The organism is Cryobacterium sp. SO1 (assembly GCF_004210215.2).
Taxonomy (GTDB): domain Bacteria; phylum Actinomycetota; class Actinomycetes; order Actinomycetales; family Microbacteriaceae; genus Cryobacterium.
In genome coordinates, this window is the sequence record NZ_CP067394.1 from 1,780,825 (window position 1) to 1,796,902 (window position 16,078).

Here is a 16,078-nt window from a genome sequence, read left to right on the forward strand (position 1 = left end):
GAAACCCGTGCGCGGTTCAAACCGGCTTGCAGCGGCAAACGCTTCCGCCCGCACGGCCGCGCCCTCCCGTGCCGAGCCTGAGGCCGTGACCGAGCCGATAGTGCTGCCGACCGCCGCCGGCACCTCTGCCTCCGCCCCCGCAGCAGGAGACCGGCCACAGGCCCGGAAGGCGACGAAGACCCCACAGCAGACCACGCCCACGAATGCCCCGCCGACGAATGCCACGCCGACGAATGCCCCGCCGACGAATGCCCCGAACACGAAGGCCCGGAAACCGAGGGCCCGAAAAACCACGGCCCGGCAGTCAGATGCCCAGGAGACGGCGGAGGCGCCGGACGCTCCGCTGACCGCGCGTGCGGCTCGCGGTCGGCTGCGCGCCGCGCGGCGCGCCCGCAAGCAGTACGAACGCAGCGAGGTGCGACGCTTCACGTCCAGGTCCCGGCATCGCCGCAACCTGTGGATCGCCGCGGCCGGTGCAGTAGTCGCCCTCGTGGCCTTCGTCCTCGTCGGCGTCTTCTCGCCGCTGATGGCGTTGCGCACGATCGAGATCACCGGCACCAACCGGATCCCTGCGGCCGACGTGGCCCAGGCCCTCGACGGACAATTGGGCACCCCGTTGCCCTTGCTGGACCTGACCGAGGTGAAGAAACAGCTCAGCGAATTCAGCCTGATTCGGAGTTATGTCACCGAGAGCAGGCCCCCGGACACCCTCGTAGTGCGCATCGTCGAACGCGAACCCGTTGGCGCGATAACCTCCACCGCCGGCTTCGACCTTGTCGACGCCGCCGGTGTGGTCATCCAGAGCGGGCCAGACCGCCCGGAGGGCTATCCTCGGATCGACTCCGCCGGCGGCGCCAGCGGTGCAGGCTTCCAGGCCGCCATCGCCGTCGTTGGGGCGTTGCCGGAAGGCATCCGCGGCCAGCTGGACACCGTCACCGCCGCCACCAAGGACGACGTCGCGCTCACCCTGGGCGGGGGAGCCCGCGTGGTCTGGGGCAACGCGGAACGAAGCGAGTACAAGGCCGTCGTGCTGGCCGCGTTGCTCGTGAGCCACCCCGTCGGAAGCGTGACCGAATACGATGTCTCCTCGCCGGACAGCGCCGTCGTTCGCTGAGATCCGACTGGGTATTTCCGACACGCGGGCGCGCCTCCCCAAGGCGCTCCCGGTGGCACCTAACTTCGAGTTTAGGAATTGCATACTCAGCATAACTTTAAGCCTCGACTAGAGGTTTAGGGTTCCACCGGAGGCCGGACGTGTCAACTAATCAGAACTACCTAGCAGTCATCAAGGTTGTTGGAATTGGCGGCGGCGGCGTGAACGCCGTCAACCGCATGATCGAGCTCGGCCTCCGAGGGGTCGAATTCATCGCCATCAATACGGATGCCCAGGCACTCCTGATGAGCGATGCAGACGTCAAGCTCGACGTCGGCCGCGACCTCACCCGAGGTCTCGGCGCCGGAGCAGACCCCGAGGTCGGCCGTCGTGCCGCCGAGGACCACGCCGAGGAAATCGAAGAGGCGCTGGCCGGAGCCGACATGGTCTTCGTCACCGCAGGCGAGGGTGGTGGAACCGGCACCGGCGGGGCTCCCGTCGTGGCCAGGATCGCCAAGTCCATCGGCGCCCTGACCATCGGTGTTGTCACCAAGCCGTTCGGCTTCGAGGGCAAGCGTCGCCAGGCCCAGGCCGAGACAGGGGTCGCCTCGCTCAAGAACGAGGTCGACACCCTCATCGTTGTGCCGAACGACCGCCTGCTGGAGATCAGTGATCGTGGTATCAGCATGCTCGAGGCGTTCGCCACCGCAGACCAGGTGCTCCTCGCCGGTGTGCAGGGCATCACCGACCTGATCACCACCCCCGGCCTGATCAACCTCGACTTCGCCGACGTCAAGTCGGTCATGCAGGGCGCCGGTTCCGCCCTGATGGGCATCGGTTCCTCCCGGGGAGCTGACCGTGCCATCAAGGCCGCCGAACTCGCCGTGGCGTCCCCGCTGCTCGAAGCGTCCATCGACGGCGCCCACGGTGTGCTGCTCTCGATCCAAGGTGGCTCCAACCTCGGCATCTTCGAGATCAACGACGCGGCCCGCCTGGTGCAGGAAGCCGTTCACCCCGAAGCCAACATCATCTTCGGTGCCGTCATCGACGACACCCTGGGTGACGAGGTGCGCGTCACCGTCATCGCCGCAGGATTCGACGGCGGTGAGCCCGGCGCCAAGGTGGCCGAGGTTCGTCGCTCCGACCTCGTCGCCGCCGGTGTGGCCGCCGGGGTCTCCGGTGGAGCCACGGGCGCCATCGCAGGCGCCGCAGCCGCATCCGACAGTTCCCCGATCGCCGAGCCCACCGGTTCGGTCTGGTCGAGCGACCCCGCGGCAAGCACTCCGGTAGCCGACCCGGCCTTCGAGGACGATTCGGACGACCTGGACATCCCCGATTTCCTGAAGTAATGACCGATCCGGATCTCTCGCAACGGCTGGCGGACGTGCGCGGCGGCATCGCCGACGCCGCACGGCTCGCCGGCCGGTCGGTGGACGACATCACCACAGTGGTGGTGACAAAATTCCAGCCGATCGAGCTGGTGCGTGAGCTCCTCGAGCTCGGCGTGCGCGACTTCGGTGAGAGCCGGCACCAGGAGGCGCAGGCCAAGGCCACAGATCTGGCCGGATCCGGCATCCGATGGCATTTCGTCGGCCAGGTGCAGGGCAAGAAGGCCCGGCAGATTCGTTCGTACGCCTCGGTCATCCACTCCGTGGACCGGGCCTCGCTTGTGACCGGCCTGGCCAGTTCGGCGCTGGATGGCTCGGTGCCGGATGGGTCGGTGCCGGATAATTCAGTGCCGGATGGTTCGGTGCCGGAAATTTCAGCGCTGGACTGTTTCGTGCAGGTAAACCTCACCGAGGACCCGGCCAGGGGTGGGGTGTCGATTCCCGACCTCGCGCCGCTGGTGGAACGCGTCCTCGCGGCCCCGGGTCTCCGGCTGCTCGGGCTGATGGCTGTCGCACCGCTCGGCGCGGATCCGAAGCGCTCATTCGCCCTGGTCAGCGAGCTGGGGTCCCAAATGCGCGCCATTGCCCCCGACGCCCATTATCTGTCGATGGGCATGTCCCAGGACTACGCGGCCGCCATCGCCGAAGGCGCGACACACCTGCGAATTGGCACCGCAATCACCGGGAATCGCCCGGCAGCGGTTAATCTGAAAACGTCGTAATACCAACACGGAGGTCGAGATGTCCAACCCGCTCAAGAAAACCATGGTCTACCTGGGTCTGGCAGACGAAGAGCTGGAATATGAGGCGCCCGCAGCGGCTCCCGTCTCCACTCTCCCCACCCAGTCAGCCCATGCCGCGTCGTCCCACGCCACCCCGGCGAACGGATCGCACACGTCTGGCCGCGCACCGGTCACGCCGTTGCACAAGACCTCCACCCCCAAGAATGTTGTCGTGTCTGAAATGAACGAGATCCTCACCGTCCACCCGCGTCAGTACCGCGACGCCCAGGTGATCGCCGAGTCCTTCCGTGAGGGCATCCCGGTCATCATCAACCTGTCCCAGATGAGTGATGCAGACGCTCGCCGTCTCATCGACTTCGCCAGCGGCCTGTCCCAGGGCCTCTACGGCAAGATCGAGCGCGTCACGGCCAAGGTGTTCCTGCTGTCGCCGTCGCACGTCGTGATCTCCGGCGACAACGCCGCTGAGGAGGGGGACACCGATTCCTCCTTCTTCGCCCAGTCCTAACCCGACGTGTCCGTAGTCAACCTGGTCCTCGGGATCGCCTACTACTGCCTGCTTCTCTACTTCTTCGTGATGTGGGGTCGATTCATCGTCGACCTCGTGCGGGGGATCAACAGGTCATGGCGACCGCACGGGTTCGTCCTCGTGCTCATCGAAGTCGTCTACACGCTCACCGACCCACCGATCAACTTCTTTCGTCGCATCTTCCCGCCGCTCCGCGTCGGCCCGATCGCGTTCGACTTCGGCTGGAGCCTGACGATGCTCTGCTGCATCATCGGCATGTGGATTACGGCGATTCGGTTCTGACCCGCAGCCTCATCAGGGCCTCGGCATGTATTCTTGATCGATGACGGCCAACCGGCCCGGTACAACACCGCGGGCCAGTTGGTCGCACGCACGTGTTCGCTCAATCGTTTATACAACTGTTCGCAATTAAGTTTTGAGGTGGAAAGCCATGGCGCTAACTCCGGAAGATGTAGTCAACAAGAGGTTCCAGTCGACCAAGTTCCGCGAGGGATATGACCAGGACGAGGTTGACGACTTCCTCGACGAGGTCGTTGTCGAGCTGCGACGCCTGACCCAGGAGAACGAGGAGCTCAAGGCTCGTCTCTCCGGTGGCGAGGGCGCGGCTGCCGGTGCTGCTGGGGCCAGTGCGGCTCCTGCCAAGGTCGCGGAGCCCGTCAACACTCCCGAGCCCGTCGCTGAGCCCGTCGCCGTTGTGCCCGAGCCCGTTGCCGCAGCGCCCGTCGCCGCAGCCCCGGCCGCCGAGCCGCTCGACGAGACCGCCGGCACGACCAACCTGCTGCAGCTGGCTCGCCGCCTGCACGAGGAGCACGTCAAGGAAGGCGCCGAGAAGCGCGACGCCCTGATCGCCGAGGGCCACGCCACGGCAGCCCGCGTGATCGCGGAGTCCGAAGCCAAGCAGCGCGCTCAGATCAACATTCTCGACAAGGAGCGTTCGGTCCTCGAGAACAAGATCGAGGAACTGCGCACGTTCGAGCGCGAGTACCGCCAGAAGCTGAAGAGCTACATCGAGGGTCAGCTTCGCGACCTCGACTCCGCGTCGCCCGTCGGCGCCGGTGCGGGCAAGGACTCGGGCAACTCGCCGAAGGCGAGCTTCCAGGGCTTTGGCGCGTAACAACCCGACGAAGGTCAGTTACCGCGCCCTGCTCGTCCTGGCCCTTGTGGCCGTGGCCGGGTATGCGCTCGATCAGATCAGCAAGGCCCTCGTCGTCTCTACGATGACCGAGGGCGAGACCGCCCGGGTTCTGGGTGACGTGCTTCAACTGCACTTCATCCGGAACCCCGGCGCGGCATTCTCCTTCGCCACCGGCCTCACCTGGGTGTTCTCACTCATAGCGGCCGGTGTCGTCGTGTTCGTCGTGTGGTTCGCCCCGCGCATCCGCTCAAGCCCCTGGGCGATCGTTTTCGGTCTCCTGCTCGGCGGCGTGCTCGGCAACCTGACCGACCGACTGTTCCGCGAGCCAAGCTTCGGCCTCGGACACGTCGTCGACTTCATCTACACCCCCTGGATGATGCCGGCCATCTACAACATTGCAGACTCCTGCATCGTAGTGAGCATGCTTCTGTTCATGTTCCTCACGCTGCGCGGTATCGGCCTCGATGGCCGTCGCACCACGGCACCTGCACGGGATGCCCCCGAGCCCGCCGCTGGGATCGACGTCGCTGACGGCCCCGCTCCTCTCGTCACCCCCAACTGAACGGCAACATGGAAAACCGAGCCCTTCCCCTGCCCGACGGCCTGGACGGTGTCCGCGTCGACGCGGGCATCGCCAAGCTGTTCGGCTTTTCGCGCAGCTTCGCAGCCGAGATCGCCGAGTCCGACGGCGTCACCCAGGACGGCGTTGTCGTCGGCAAATCGGACAAGCTGCGCGCTGGGGCCTGGCTCGACGTGAGCTGGGCGCCGAAGCAGGACCTCGTGATCGTGCCCATCGCGGTACCCGACCTCACCATCGTGCATGATGATGACGACATCGTCGTGGTGAACAAGCCCTCCGGCGTCGCCGCCCACCCCAGCGTCGGCTGGACCGGTCCGACGGTACTCGGCGCCCTCGCCGCCGCCGGCTACCGAATCGCCACTTCCGGGGCCTCTGAGCGCGCGGGCATCGTGCACCGCCTCGACGTGGGCACCAGCGGCCTGATGGTCGTCGCGAAGTCCGAGAACGCCTACACGTACCTCAAGCGGGCATTCCACGACCGGGAGGTCGACAAGATCTACCACGCCGTCGTGCAGGGCCACCCAGACCCGTCCAGTGGCACCATCGACGCACCGATCGGACGCCACCCGCGCTCTGACTGGAAGTTCGCCGTGATCGCAGGAGGCAAGGACTCCGTCACGCATTACGAGACGCTCGAAGCATTCCCGTCGGCGTCACTCCTCGAGGTTCACCTCGAAACCGGCCGAACCCACCAGATCCGGGTTCACATGGCCGCCCAGCGGCATCCGTGCGTGGGTGACGCCATGTACGGCGCCGATGCAAAGATCACCGCCCGGCTGGGACTGACCCGCCAATGGCTGGTCGCCAAGCAGCTCTCGTTCGAGCACCCATCCAGCCGCGAGTGGGTCACCTTCAACGCCGAGTACCCGGACGACCTGGCCAACGCCCTGCGCATCCTGCGTGGCGATTAGGCCGCGTTGATCGATGAGGCCGCGTTGATCGATTGGGCCGCGTTGATCAGAGCAGGGTCGCCTCCTGGCGCTTAGGCTGGAATACCAGCACCCCTCCTTCTTCATCAGACAAACCCCAGAGCAGCTGGAGCAGTAGTGTCGTCGCAGAATGATTCGTTCGTCCACCTTCACGTGCACAGCGAGTACTCCATGCTCGACGGTGCCGCACGGGTGAAACCCTTGATCGCCGCCGCCGCCGAACAGAAGATGCCGGCCATCGCCGTCACCGACCACGGCAACGTGTTCGGGGCATTCGACTTCTGGAAGACGGCCACCGACGCCGGCATCAAGCCGATCATCGGCACCGAGGCGTACATCACGCCGGGCACCGACCGTCGGGACAAGACCCGGGTCAAGTGGGGTACCAACGCCCAGAACCGCGACGACGTCGGTGGCAGCGGCGCGTACACCCACATGACCCTGCTCTCGGAGAACACCGAGGGCATGCACAACCTGTTCAGGCTGTCCTCCCTCGCCTCCCTCGAGGGCTACTACTTCAAGCCCCGCATGGACCGTGAACTGCTCAGCACCTACTCCAAGGGCCTGATCGGCACGACCGGATGCGTCGGCGGCGAGGTGCAGACCCGGCTGCGGCTCGGCCAGTACGACGAGGCCAGGCAGGCCGCGGGGGAGCTGCGCGACATCTTCGGCAAAGACAACTTCTACTGCGAGATCATGGACCACGGCATCGACATCGAGCGCCGCACCATGACCGACCTGCTCAAGCTGGCCAAAGAACTCGACCTGCCCCTGGTGGCCACCAACGACCTGCACTACACCCACGCGCACGATGCCACGGCGCACGCCGCCCTGCTCTGCGTGCAGTCGGCCTCCACCCTCGACGACCCGAACCGGTTCAAGTTCGACTCGAACGAGTTCTACCTCAAGACCGCCGCCGAAATGCGCCACCTGTTCAGGGACAACCCCGAGGCCTGCGACAACACGCTGCTCATCGCCGAGCGCTGCGACGTCAAGTTCAACACCCAGGCCAACTACATGCCCCGCTTCCCCACCCCGGAGGGGGAGAACGAGGAAAGCTGGTTCATCAAGGAGACCGAGCTCGGCCTGATCCGCCGGTACCCGAACGGCGTCACAGCGGCCGTGCGGAAACAAGCCGACTACGAGGTCGGCGTCATCACCCAAATGGGCTTCCCCGGCTACTTCCTGGTCGTCGCCGACTTCATCAGCTGGTCCAAGGACAACGGCATCCGGGTCGGCCCCGGCCGTGGTTCTGGCGCCGGTTCGATGGTCGCATACGCGATGGGCATCACCGACCTCGACCCGCTGGTGCACGGGCTGATCTTCGAGCGGTTCCTGAACCCCGACCGGGTCTCCATGCCCGACTTCGACGTCGACTTCGACGATCGTCGCCGCGGCGAGGTCATTCACTACGTCACCGAGAAATACGGCTCGGAGCGCGTTGCGCAGATCGTCACCTACGGCACCATCAAGGCCAAGCAAGCCCTGAAGGACTCCAGCCGGGTGCTCGGCTTCCCGTTCGGCATGGGCGACAAGCTCACCAAGGCCATGCCGCAGCCCATCATGGGCAAGGACATGCCGCTGACCGGAATGTTCGACAAGGACCACCCGCGGTACCGTGAGGCCGGTGACTTCCGGGCCGTCATCGAAACGGATGCCGAGGCTCGCACGGTCTTCGACACCGCGCTGGGCATCGAGAACCTCAAGCGCCAGTGGGGTGTGCACGCGGCCGGTGTCATCATGTCGTCCGACCCGCTGATCGACATCATCCCGATCATGCGCCGTGAGGCCGACGGCCAGATCGTCACGCAATTCGACTACCCGGCCTGCGAGAGCCTGGGCCTGATCAAGATGGACTTCCTGGGGCTGCGCAACCTCACCATCATCGACGACACCCTCGACAACATCGATGCCAACCGTGGGCATCGCCCGGTGCTCGAAGACCTCGGCCTGGACGACCCACTCGCCTACGAACTGCTCGCCCGCGGTGACACCCTCGGCGTGTTCCAACTCGACGGCGGCCCGATGCGCGCGCTGCTGCGCAGCATGAAGCCCGACAACTTCGAAGACATCTCGGCCGTCATCGCGCTGTACCGACCCGGCCCCATGGGGGCGAACTCGCACACCAACTACGCCCTGCGCAAGACCGGCCAGCAGGAGATCATCCCGATCCACAAGGAGCTCGAAGAGCCGCTCGAGGACATCATCGGCGGCACCTACGGACTCATCGTCTACCAGGAGCAGGTGATGTCGATCGCGCAGAAGCTGGCCGGCTTCAGCCTCGGCCAGGCCGACCTCCTGCGCCGCGCGATGGGCAAGAAGAAGAAGTCCGAACTGGACAAGCAGTTCGAGGGCTTCTCCGGCGGAATGATGGCCAACGGCTACTCGATGGAAGCCGTTACCACCGTGTGGAACATCCTTCTACCGTTCTCGGATTACGCCTTCAACAAGGCGCACTCGGCCGCGTACGGCGTGCTGAGCTACTGGACCGCGTATCTCAAGGCGCACTACCCGGCCGAGTACATGGCGGCGCTGCTGACCAGCGTCGGTGACGCCAGGGACAAGCTCGCGCTCTACCTCAACGAGTGCCGTCGCATGGGCATCCAGGTACTTCCGCCGGACGTCAACGAGTCGATCGGCTTCTTCGCCGCCGTCGGCACCGACATCCGGTTCGGCCTGGGCGCCGTGCGCAACGTCGGCTTCAACGTGGTCGAGTCGATCCGGGCCGCTCGCACCGAGAAGGGTGACTTCGAGTCCTTCCACGACTTCCTGCGCAAGGTTCCGCTGCAGGTCACCAACAAGCGCACGGTGGAATCGCTGATCAAATCCGGCGCCTTCGACTCTCTGGGTGCCACCCGCCGGGCCATGTTCGAAATCCATGAAGGCGCTGTCGACTCCGCCGTCAAGATCAAGCGCGACGAGTCGCACGGCATGGTCGGCTTCGACTTCGACAGCCTGTTCGACGATCCTCAGGAGACCGAGCAAGTACCCGAGCGGCCGGAGTGGAGCAAGAAGGAGAAGCTGGCGCTCGAGCGCGACATGCTCGGACTCTACGTCTCCGACCATCCTCTGGCCGGCCTGGAGATCCCGCTGGCCAAGCACGCCAGCACCACCATCACCGACCTGATCAGCTCAGAGCACACCCAGGATGCCGACACCGTCACCGTGGCCGGGCTCATCACCAATGTGCAGCACCGGATCGCCAAGAAGTCCGGCAACCAGTACGGCATCATCTCGGTCGAGGACTTCGGCGGCGAAATCGATGTCATGTTCATGGGCAAGGCGTACCAGGAGTTCTCCCTGGACCTCGTCAGCGACTCCGTCGTGGTGGTTCGCGGTCGGGTGAGCCTCCGCGACGACGGCATGAACCTGCACGCGTACAGCATCTTCGCGCCCGAACTCGGGCAGGCATCCGACCACGGAACCCTCTCGATCACGCTTTTCGAGGCCCGCGCCACCACGGAGACGGTCACCCAACTGGGCGAGGTGCTCAAACGGCACGGCGGAACCTCGGAGGTGCGCCTCAAGTTGATCAAGGGCGACACCGCTCGCGTCTTCGAGCTGCCAAGCCGGGTAACGGTGACCGCCGACCTCTTCGGCGAACTGAAAAGCCTCCTGGGGCCCTACTGCCTCACCTAGGCTGCCTCATCGGGTCTGCCTCATCGGGTCTGCCCCACCGAGTCCGCCCCGCTGGGTCACCGGCCTCGGTCGACCGTGTCGTCTTGTGCTCAGCCCGTCGCAGTGGACATCGTGAGCCGACGGGTCGGGGCGGGTCAGAACGGCGGGTTGTCGGGGACCGGTGGTGTGGGTGTCCGGGTTGGCCGGTGCCGGGGAGGCATCAGGTAGCTATCCTCCGGGGGTCGTTTCCGGGTTTTCGGGCCCACGACCGGTGGTTGGGGTCGGGGTGGTCCCATGGGGTTGGCGGGGTCGGTGCGGTAGCTGCGTTTGCCTGGGGAGGTCCAGAGCAGGATCCCGCCGGGTTGTTGAGTGACGCGCCAGTGGGTGAGGTGTTTGAGTCGGTGGTGGGGTTCGCAGAGATGGGCGAGGTTGTCGCAGTCGGTCGTGCCGCCGTCGGCCCAGTCGTGGGTGTGGTCGATGTCGCTGGTGACCGCGGGCCGGGAGCAGCCGGGGAATCGGCAGGTTTCGTCGCGCACCCTCAGCCACTTCTTCATGGCTGTGGTGTTCTTGTGTTGGGTTTTGCCCAGGGAGAGCACGACTCCGGTTTCGGGGTGGGTGAGTAGTCGGGTGAAGCTGGGGGCGTGTCCGGCGATCTGTCGGGCCATCTCGGGGGAGATGGGGCCGTAGCCTTCGAGGGTGGCGGGTTCCTCGTCCAGGCCGAGCAGGGTGAGCACGGGCACGGTGATCATGACCGTGCCGCGGATCCCGGCGCCCATCCCGTCGGGGGTGATGCCGTCCAGCAGGAGGGCCCGGGTGATGTCGGCGCGGAGTTGATCGAGGGTGCGTTTCGTCTCCTCCTCGTCAGCTGCCGCATCTGCCGTCGCGCCGGTCCCCGCGTTCGCCGCCGTGCCGTTCCCTGCGCTCGCGTCCGCCGCCGCGTTCACGTCGGCGCCAGCGTCGGCGCCGGCTTTCCCGGCCGCGTCGCCGGCCCGGGTGGGGTCGCCGAGTTTATTCAGTTTCACGGCCATGGTGTTGATCCGGGTGTAGGCGGCTTTGGTGTCGTGGGCGGTGCCGTACCAGTGCAACCAGCCCATCCCGTCCGGGGCTGCCTCCCACCGGGTGCGCCTCTCGGCCAGGGCGTTGGTGGTGCGGGTCACGATGGACTCCGGGTGCAACCGCTCCCGGAGTCGGCGGGCCCTGTCCGTGAACCGGGCCACCGGGAGTCGTTTCGCGTCCGGCAGGACCTTGTCCTCGAAGGCTTCCTGGTCGTCGATGGGCAGGGTGCGCATCTGGTCGATGAGCACGGTGGCGTGCCGGTAGCTGATCTCGCCGTTGGAGAGGGCGTGGAAGGTTGCCGGGGCCGACAGCAGCCAGAGTGACTGCTCCATCAGGTGTTCCACCGTGCGTTCGGCCATCCGCAGCAGGCAGGCGGTCTCACTCACGATCGTGCGCCGGGCCACGTCCCGGTCCTCCCACCGGCCATAGAAGGCCGCGCGGGCCTGATCCTCGGTCATGCTGGCCGCGTTCACGTCGGCCAACCGGATGCTCTCCGGGTTGCCGTGCAGCCGGGAGGACACCTGCGGGTCCTCGCTCCAGCTCTGCAGCTCGACGAGGAACTCGGCCTGCCGGGCCTGAGCGTGGGCGATGGCCCGGGCCTCGGCCGCGATCAGCTCGGTGCGGCGAGCCAGCTCCGAACAGACCCGCTCATCCAAGGTCGGATTGGGGACATAAGCCTCACGCCCTGCCGGTTCGGGCCCCGCCGGTGCGGGCCCCGCCGGTGCGGGCCCCGCCGGTGTAGGCCCGGCCGCGGTGGACTCGAGTCCGGCCGGCTCGAGTGCCGGTTCAGCTGCGGGGGACTCCGCCGACCCAGCTTGCGTCGGGTCGGCGGGGGCGGGGGTGTTGCCAGGTGGAGCGGACCCCGGAGAGTAGTGGTCATCATCCGGAGCGGGCGGTAGTGCCTGGTCGGGGTTACTCATAATGAGATCGTCTCACCTACCACCGACACTGCCCCCGCACGCCCCCACACCCCACCCGACCCATCCGCGAACCGTGAGAAAAGCACCCAAAATCGCGAAAGTGCGGTGCTTAACTCACGGTTCGCGAGGTGGGAGCGAGGGGGAGGGGCAGGCTAACGGAGGATCTCCACCATGAGGACCCAGGCGTCGAGCATCGAGCCGATCACGGTCAGCACCACGCCGGCCGCCAGGCAGTACATACCCGCGCTGGAGAGACCCGCGCTGGAGAGACCCGCACTGGAGAGAACCGCACTATAGAGTCCCGCACCGACGCCGGCGAGGACCAGGAGCAGAGCACCCACCATCACGGGGAGCAACTGCAGGGCCGCCAGCGCCACGGAGAGTGCCAAGGGATGCCCCTGGCCCTCGCTGTCACGCCTCCGAAGACGCAGGGAGACAGCGTGCAGCACGATCACGGGCACGCCGGCGACGAGCACCTCGGCGCCGAGCAGCGCCGCGGGCTGCCCCGGCACCAGGATCAAGGCTGCCGTCACCACGACCAGTACGAGGGACCCGATCGCCGCGGCCGCCCGGGCCGTGAGCCCGGGAAAAGCGAGGATCTCCTTGATGTTGACCGAGATCGCCACCATCACGAGACCCGCCAGCGCCGCCGCCGCACCCGCCATCGCCACGGCGAAGTCACCCCAGCCCGTCGTCACCGTGCCGTCCATAAGTCCCTCGCCCACAGCCACCTTCGCTCCGCTGCCCACACGATAGCGCGACGGCCACACGGGCCAGCCACCAGCACGTTGACAGCGTGTGGTCCTACGCTGGTCTTATGAGAACGCGCACCGGGGAACCCATCTACAGCACGGCGATTACGGCGGGGCGCACAATCTTCGGAGCCTTCAGATTGAGGCCGTCGGTTATCGGCCTCACCAATCTGCCGGATGCCGGCGGAGCGGTACTCGCCATCACCCACTTCGGCTACGCCGATTTCGCCCTGGTCGAATGGATGACCTGGCGAAAGAACCGTCGGCACATCCGCTTCATGGCGAAAAAGGGCGCGTTCGACAAGCCCGTCGTCGGATGGCTCCTCCGCGGAATGCGGCACATCAACGTCGACATGACGGCGGGGGCCCAGGCCTACGCCGATGCCGTGCGGGCTCTGGGCCTGGGCGAACTCGTGGGGGTGTTCCCCGAGGGCGGCGTGAACGCCTCGTTCACTGTGCGCGACCTCAAGACCGGCGCAGCACGGATGGCCAAGGAAGCCAGGGTGCCCATCGTTCCGATCGCCGTCTGGGGTGGCCACCGGCTGCTGACGAAGAACCACAAGCCGTCACTAGGGGAGGCCTATCGCACACCGGTCTCCTTCGCGGTCGGCACCCCGATCGCCGTGGGCGCCGACGACGACCCGCAACAGGTCACCGATCGGCTGCACGGCGTTCTGCAGAGGCTCGTCGACGGACTGCAGGCCCGGTACCCGGACCCGGGAGCCGGACGCTGGTGGCAACCTGCCCACCTCGGCGGAACAGCGCCCACACCGGCTGAGGCCGCCGCAACGGAAGCCGAACGGCAACGGCGCAAAGCCGCTGCCCGGGCGGCCGCGACGCCGACGGCCTAGGCCCGCCTGCCGGCAGAGCCGACAGGGGTGTCCCAGCGGCCGAGCGACTAGACGGTATCGCCCAGAGCCCGGTAGCGGCGCTCATGATAGATCAGCGCTTCGTCGTCCTCGCCCAGGCCGCCGCCCTCGATCTGGACCACGACGACAGCGGCGTTGTGCACGCTCACGCGCTCCACGATACGACCGACCATCCATGACGTCACGTCGTTGAGCAGCGGCAGCCCATACGGCCCTACCCGCCAGTGATCACCGACGAAGCGCTCGGTGTTGGGACCGGCTAGGCGCTCGGCCAGCGAGCGGTTGCGCAACCCGAGCAGGTGAATGACCAGGCGTTCGGTCTCCGCGACGGCCGGCCAGGAACTGGCCGACTTCGCCATGTTGAAGGTCGCCAGGGGAGGTACCGCCGACATCGAGGCCAGGGAGGTCGCGGTGAATCCGACCGGGTGCCCCAGGGCATCCAGTGCCGTCACGACCGCGACTCCGGCCGCGTGACGGCGGAACGCGTTCTTGAACGCGGCCAGGTCGCCGGGGGCGTTCGGGTCGGTGCCGAGGGCCGGGGCGCGGGGGAACCCGGCCGGTTGCGCGGTGCGATCGCTCATAGTGGGTGCCAATCGTTTCACCAACCAGCCTATTCCCGTGCGCCGGGCGTTCTTGGATAAGCTGGAGGAACATGATCCAGACGATTGACCTTCGAGGAACGCGGCCTGCTCCGGCCGAACTTTTGGCCTCGGTGCCCCGGGCCCTCACCAGCGTCACCGTCGCCAGTGACGTCGCAGCCGAACTGATCGACGACGTGCGCGCCCGAGGTCTTGAGGCACTGCTCGACCAGGCCGAACGCCTCGACCGGGTGCGCCCCGGGCACGTGCGCGTGCCGGCCTCCCACGTCGAAGAGGCCCTCGCCGCCCTCGACCCGGATGTCCGCATCGCGATCGAGGAGACCATCCGTCGGGTGCGACTCGCCAGCGCCGCGCAGGTGCCGCCGCTGGTGACCACCACCATCGCCGATGGTGCCGAAATCGTGCAGCGCTGGCGTCCCGTCCAGCGGGTCGGGCTCTACGTGCCCGGCGGCAAGGCCGTATACCCGTCCAGCGTTGTGATGAACGTGGTCCCCGCCCAGGTGGCCGGTGTCACCTCCATCGCCCTCGCCTCCCCGCCGCAAAGCCACTTCGGTGGGCGGGTGCACCCCACCATCCTCGCCGTGGCCGGCCTGCTCGGCGTCGACGAGATCTATGCCATGGGCGGCGCCGGCGCTGTCGGTGCCTTCGCTTACGGCGTTCCCGGCCTGGGCCTCGATCCCGTGCAGCTCGTCACCGGCCCCGGCAACGTCTACGTGGCCGCCGCAAAACGTCTGGTGCGCGGCGTCACCGGCATCGACTCCGAAGCCGGTCCGACCGACATCCTGGTGATCGCCGACGCCGAAGCCGACCCCGCCTTCGTCGCCGCTGACCTGGTCAGCCAGGCCGAGCACGATGAGCTCGCGGCCGCCGTGCTGGTCACGGACTCCGCCCAGCTCGCCACCGCCGTCGAGGTACTCCTGACCGATCTGGCCGGCAGCACGACGCACACCGAACGGGTGACGGCGTCGCTGGGCGGCAGCCAGTCGGCGATCGTGCTGGTCGACGACCTCGAGCAGGCCGCCGCGTTCAGCAACGCGTTCGGCCCGGAGCACCTCGAGATTCAGACCGTCGACCCCGATGCCGTGCTCGCACTGATCGACAACGCCGGCGCCATCTTCCTCGGCCCGTACGCACCGGTCAGCCTCGGCGACTACGCGGCCGGGTCCAACCACGTACTCCCCACCGGGGGACAAGCGCGGTTCTCCGCGGCCCTCGGCGCGTACACCTTCCTGCGCCCGCAGCAAGTGGTGCGGTACACCCGCGAGGGCCTCGCCGGTGTCGCCGAGCACATCCTGGCCCTGTCCGCTGCCGAGGCATTGCCCGCCCACGGCGACGCCGTCAGCGCGCGATTCACCGATCCCTCGGAACGGTAGGCTCGTAAGCACGATGTATTGCCCGTTCTGTCGCCACCCCGATTCCCGCGTCATCGACTCGCGCACCAGCGATGACGGGCTCTCGATCCGCCGTCGCCGGCAGTGCCCGGAGTGCGGTCGGCGGTTCAGCACCACCGAAACCGCCAGCCTCAACATCATCAAGCGCAGCGGCGTCGTCGAACCGTTCAGCCGCGAGAAGATCGTCGCTGGCGTGCGCAAGGCCTGCCAGGGCCGTCCGGTCACCGACTCGGACCTGGCCATGCTCGCGCAGAAGGTCGAGGAGACCATCCGCCAGACCGGAGCGTCCCAGATCGAAGCCAACGACATCGGCCTGGCCATCCTCGCCCCTCTGCGAGACCTCGATGAAGTGGCCTACCTGCGCTTCGCCAGCGTCTACCAGGCGTTCGACTCGCTCGACGACTTCGAGAGCGCGATCGGTCAGCTGCGCACCGAACACGCCGCCACGACGGACTCCGACCCCGAACCGGAACGGTAGA

15 protein-coding genes are annotated in these 16,078 nt (G+C 67.0%); 12 read left to right on the plus strand and 3 right to left on the minus strand.

Annotated features, from left to right (window positions below; all coding sequences use genetic code 11):
* Positions 1-85 precede the first annotated feature (85 nt).
* From BJQ95_RS08380 to dnaE, 9 genes are all read left to right on the plus strand, one after another.
* A complete protein-coding gene (locus tag BJQ95_RS08380; protein ID WP_165384864.1) occupies positions 86-1,114 on the plus strand; it encodes an FtsQ-type POTRA domain-containing protein in 1,029 nt (342 codons plus the stop codon).
* Positions 1,115-1,254: 140 nt separating this feature from the next.
* Positions 1,255-2,442, plus strand: coding sequence for a cell division protein FtsZ (gene ftsZ / locus BJQ95_RS08385; RefSeq protein ID WP_130176608.1), 1,188 nt, complete (start codon positions 1,255-1,257; stop codon positions 2,440-2,442).
* The gene (locus tag BJQ95_RS08390; RefSeq protein WP_130176607.1) at positions 2,442-3,203 is read left to right on the plus strand and encodes a YggS family pyridoxal phosphate-dependent enzyme; all 762 of its coding nucleotides are present in this window, start codon (positions 2,442-2,444) and stop codon (positions 3,201-3,203) included. Before ftsZ ends, BJQ95_RS08390 begins: the two co-directional genes overlap by 1 nt.
* A 19-nt stretch (positions 3,204-3,222) precedes the next feature.
* Positions 3,223-3,729, plus strand: coding sequence for a cell division protein SepF (locus BJQ95_RS08395; RefSeq protein WP_130176606.1), 507 nt, complete (start codon positions 3,223-3,225; stop codon positions 3,727-3,729).
* A gap of 6 nt (positions 3,730-3,735) precedes the next feature.
* Entirely contained in the window at positions 3,736-4,032 is a 297-nt protein-coding gene (locus BJQ95_RS08400) for a YggT family protein (RefSeq protein WP_130176605.1), read from the plus strand.
* Positions 4,033-4,180: 148 nt separating this feature from the next.
* Positions 4,181-4,864, plus strand: coding sequence for a DivIVA domain-containing protein (locus BJQ95_RS08405; protein WP_130176604.1), 684 nt, complete (start codon positions 4,181-4,183; stop codon positions 4,862-4,864).
* Positions 4,854-5,447, plus strand: a complete 594-nt coding sequence (gene lspA / locus BJQ95_RS08410; protein WP_240694625.1) for a signal peptidase II — start codon at positions 4,854-4,856, stop codon at positions 5,445-5,447. The genes BJQ95_RS08405 and lspA overlap by 11 nt, the downstream gene beginning before the upstream one ends.
* 8 nt (positions 5,448-5,455) lie before the next feature.
* A complete protein-coding gene (locus BJQ95_RS08415) occupies positions 5,456-6,376 on the plus strand; it encodes an RluA family pseudouridine synthase (RefSeq protein ID WP_130176603.1) in 921 nt (306 codons plus the stop codon).
* 189 nt (positions 6,377-6,565) lie between these two features.
* A complete protein-coding gene (dnaE, locus tag BJQ95_RS08420) occupies positions 6,566-10,033 on the plus strand; it encodes a DNA polymerase III subunit alpha (RefSeq protein ID WP_130176619.1) in 3,468 nt (1,155 codons plus the stop codon).
* Between the two features lie 134 nt (positions 10,034-10,167).
* Here the strand turns inward: dnaE and BJQ95_RS08425 are convergent, their stop codons facing one another.
* Together BJQ95_RS08425 and BJQ95_RS08430 are read right to left on the minus strand one after the other, a co-directional pair.
* Complete coding sequence (locus BJQ95_RS08425) at positions 10,168-11,724, minus strand: HNH endonuclease signature motif containing protein (RefSeq protein WP_256041593.1); 1,557 nt, start codon at positions 11,722-11,724, stop codon at positions 10,168-10,170.
* A gap of 416 nt (positions 11,725-12,140) precedes the next feature.
* Positions 12,141-12,713 carry a hypothetical protein gene (locus BJQ95_RS08430; RefSeq protein ID WP_130177980.1) on the minus strand — a complete coding sequence of 191 codons (573 nt, stop codon included), beginning with the start codon at positions 12,711-12,713 and terminating at the stop codon, positions 12,141-12,143.
* Between the two features lie 92 nt (positions 12,714-12,805).
* Here BJQ95_RS08430 and BJQ95_RS08435 point away from each other — a divergent pair, with 92 nt between their 5' ends.
* Positions 12,806-13,591, plus strand: coding sequence for a 1-acyl-sn-glycerol-3-phosphate acyltransferase (locus BJQ95_RS08435; protein WP_130177979.1), 786 nt, complete (start codon positions 12,806-12,808; stop codon positions 13,589-13,591).
* A gap of 47 nt (positions 13,592-13,638) precedes the next feature.
* On the opposite strand, the gene BJQ95_RS08440 is transcribed toward BJQ95_RS08435, so the two are convergent.
* Entirely contained in the window at positions 13,639-14,190 is a 552-nt protein-coding gene (locus tag BJQ95_RS08440; RefSeq protein WP_130177978.1) for a flavin reductase family protein, read from the minus strand.
* A gap of 71 nt (positions 14,191-14,261) precedes the next feature.
* Here BJQ95_RS08440 and hisD point away from each other — a divergent pair, with 71 nt between their 5' ends.
* Both hisD and nrdR read left to right on the plus strand, forming a co-directional pair.
* On the plus strand, positions 14,262-15,581 hold the full coding sequence (gene hisD, locus BJQ95_RS08445) for a histidinol dehydrogenase (protein WP_130177977.1): 1,320 nt from the start codon (positions 14,262-14,264) through the stop codon (positions 15,579-15,581).
* A 13-nt stretch (positions 15,582-15,594) separates the two neighbouring features.
* Entirely contained in the window at positions 15,595-16,077 is a 483-nt protein-coding gene (nrdR, locus tag BJQ95_RS08450) for a transcriptional regulator NrdR (RefSeq protein ID WP_130177976.1), read from the plus strand.
* Position 16,078: the final 1 nt, after the last annotated feature.

Excerpts from the sequence above, each read along its gene's own strand:
- BJQ95_RS08395 (WP_130176606.1), top strand. The coding sequence starts at position 3,223 with ATGTCCAACCCGCTCAAGAAAACCATGGTCTACCTGGGTCTGGCAGAC.
- BJQ95_RS08435 (WP_130177979.1), top strand. The coding sequence starts at position 12,806 with ATGAGAACGCGCACCGGGGAACCCATCTACAGCACGGCGATTACGGCG.
- dnaE (WP_130176619.1), top strand. The coding sequence starts at position 6,566 with ATGCTCGACGGTGCCGCACGGGTGAAACCCTTGATCGCCGCCGCCGCC.
- BJQ95_RS08405 (WP_130176604.1), top strand. The coding sequence starts at position 4,181 with ATGGCGCTAACTCCGGAAGATGTAGTCAACAAGAGGTTCCAGTCGACC.
- nrdR (WP_130177976.1), top strand. The coding sequence starts at position 15,595 with ATGTATTGCCCGTTCTGTCGCCACCCCGATTCCCGCGTCATCGACTCG.
- BJQ95_RS08415 (WP_130176603.1), top strand. The coding sequence starts at position 5,456 with ATGGAAAACCGAGCCCTTCCCCTGCCCGACGGCCTGGACGGTGTCCGC.
- BJQ95_RS08440 (WP_130177978.1), bottom strand. The coding sequence starts at position 14,190 with ATGAGCGATCGCACCGCGCAACCGGCCGGGTTCCCCCGCGCCCCGGCC.
- hisD (WP_130177977.1), top strand. The coding sequence starts at position 14,262 with ATGATCCAGACGATTGACCTTCGAGGAACGCGGCCTGCTCCGGCCGAA.
- BJQ95_RS08390 (WP_130176607.1), top strand. The coding sequence starts at position 2,442 with ATGACCGATCCGGATCTCTCGCAACGGCTGGCGGACGTGCGCGGCGGC.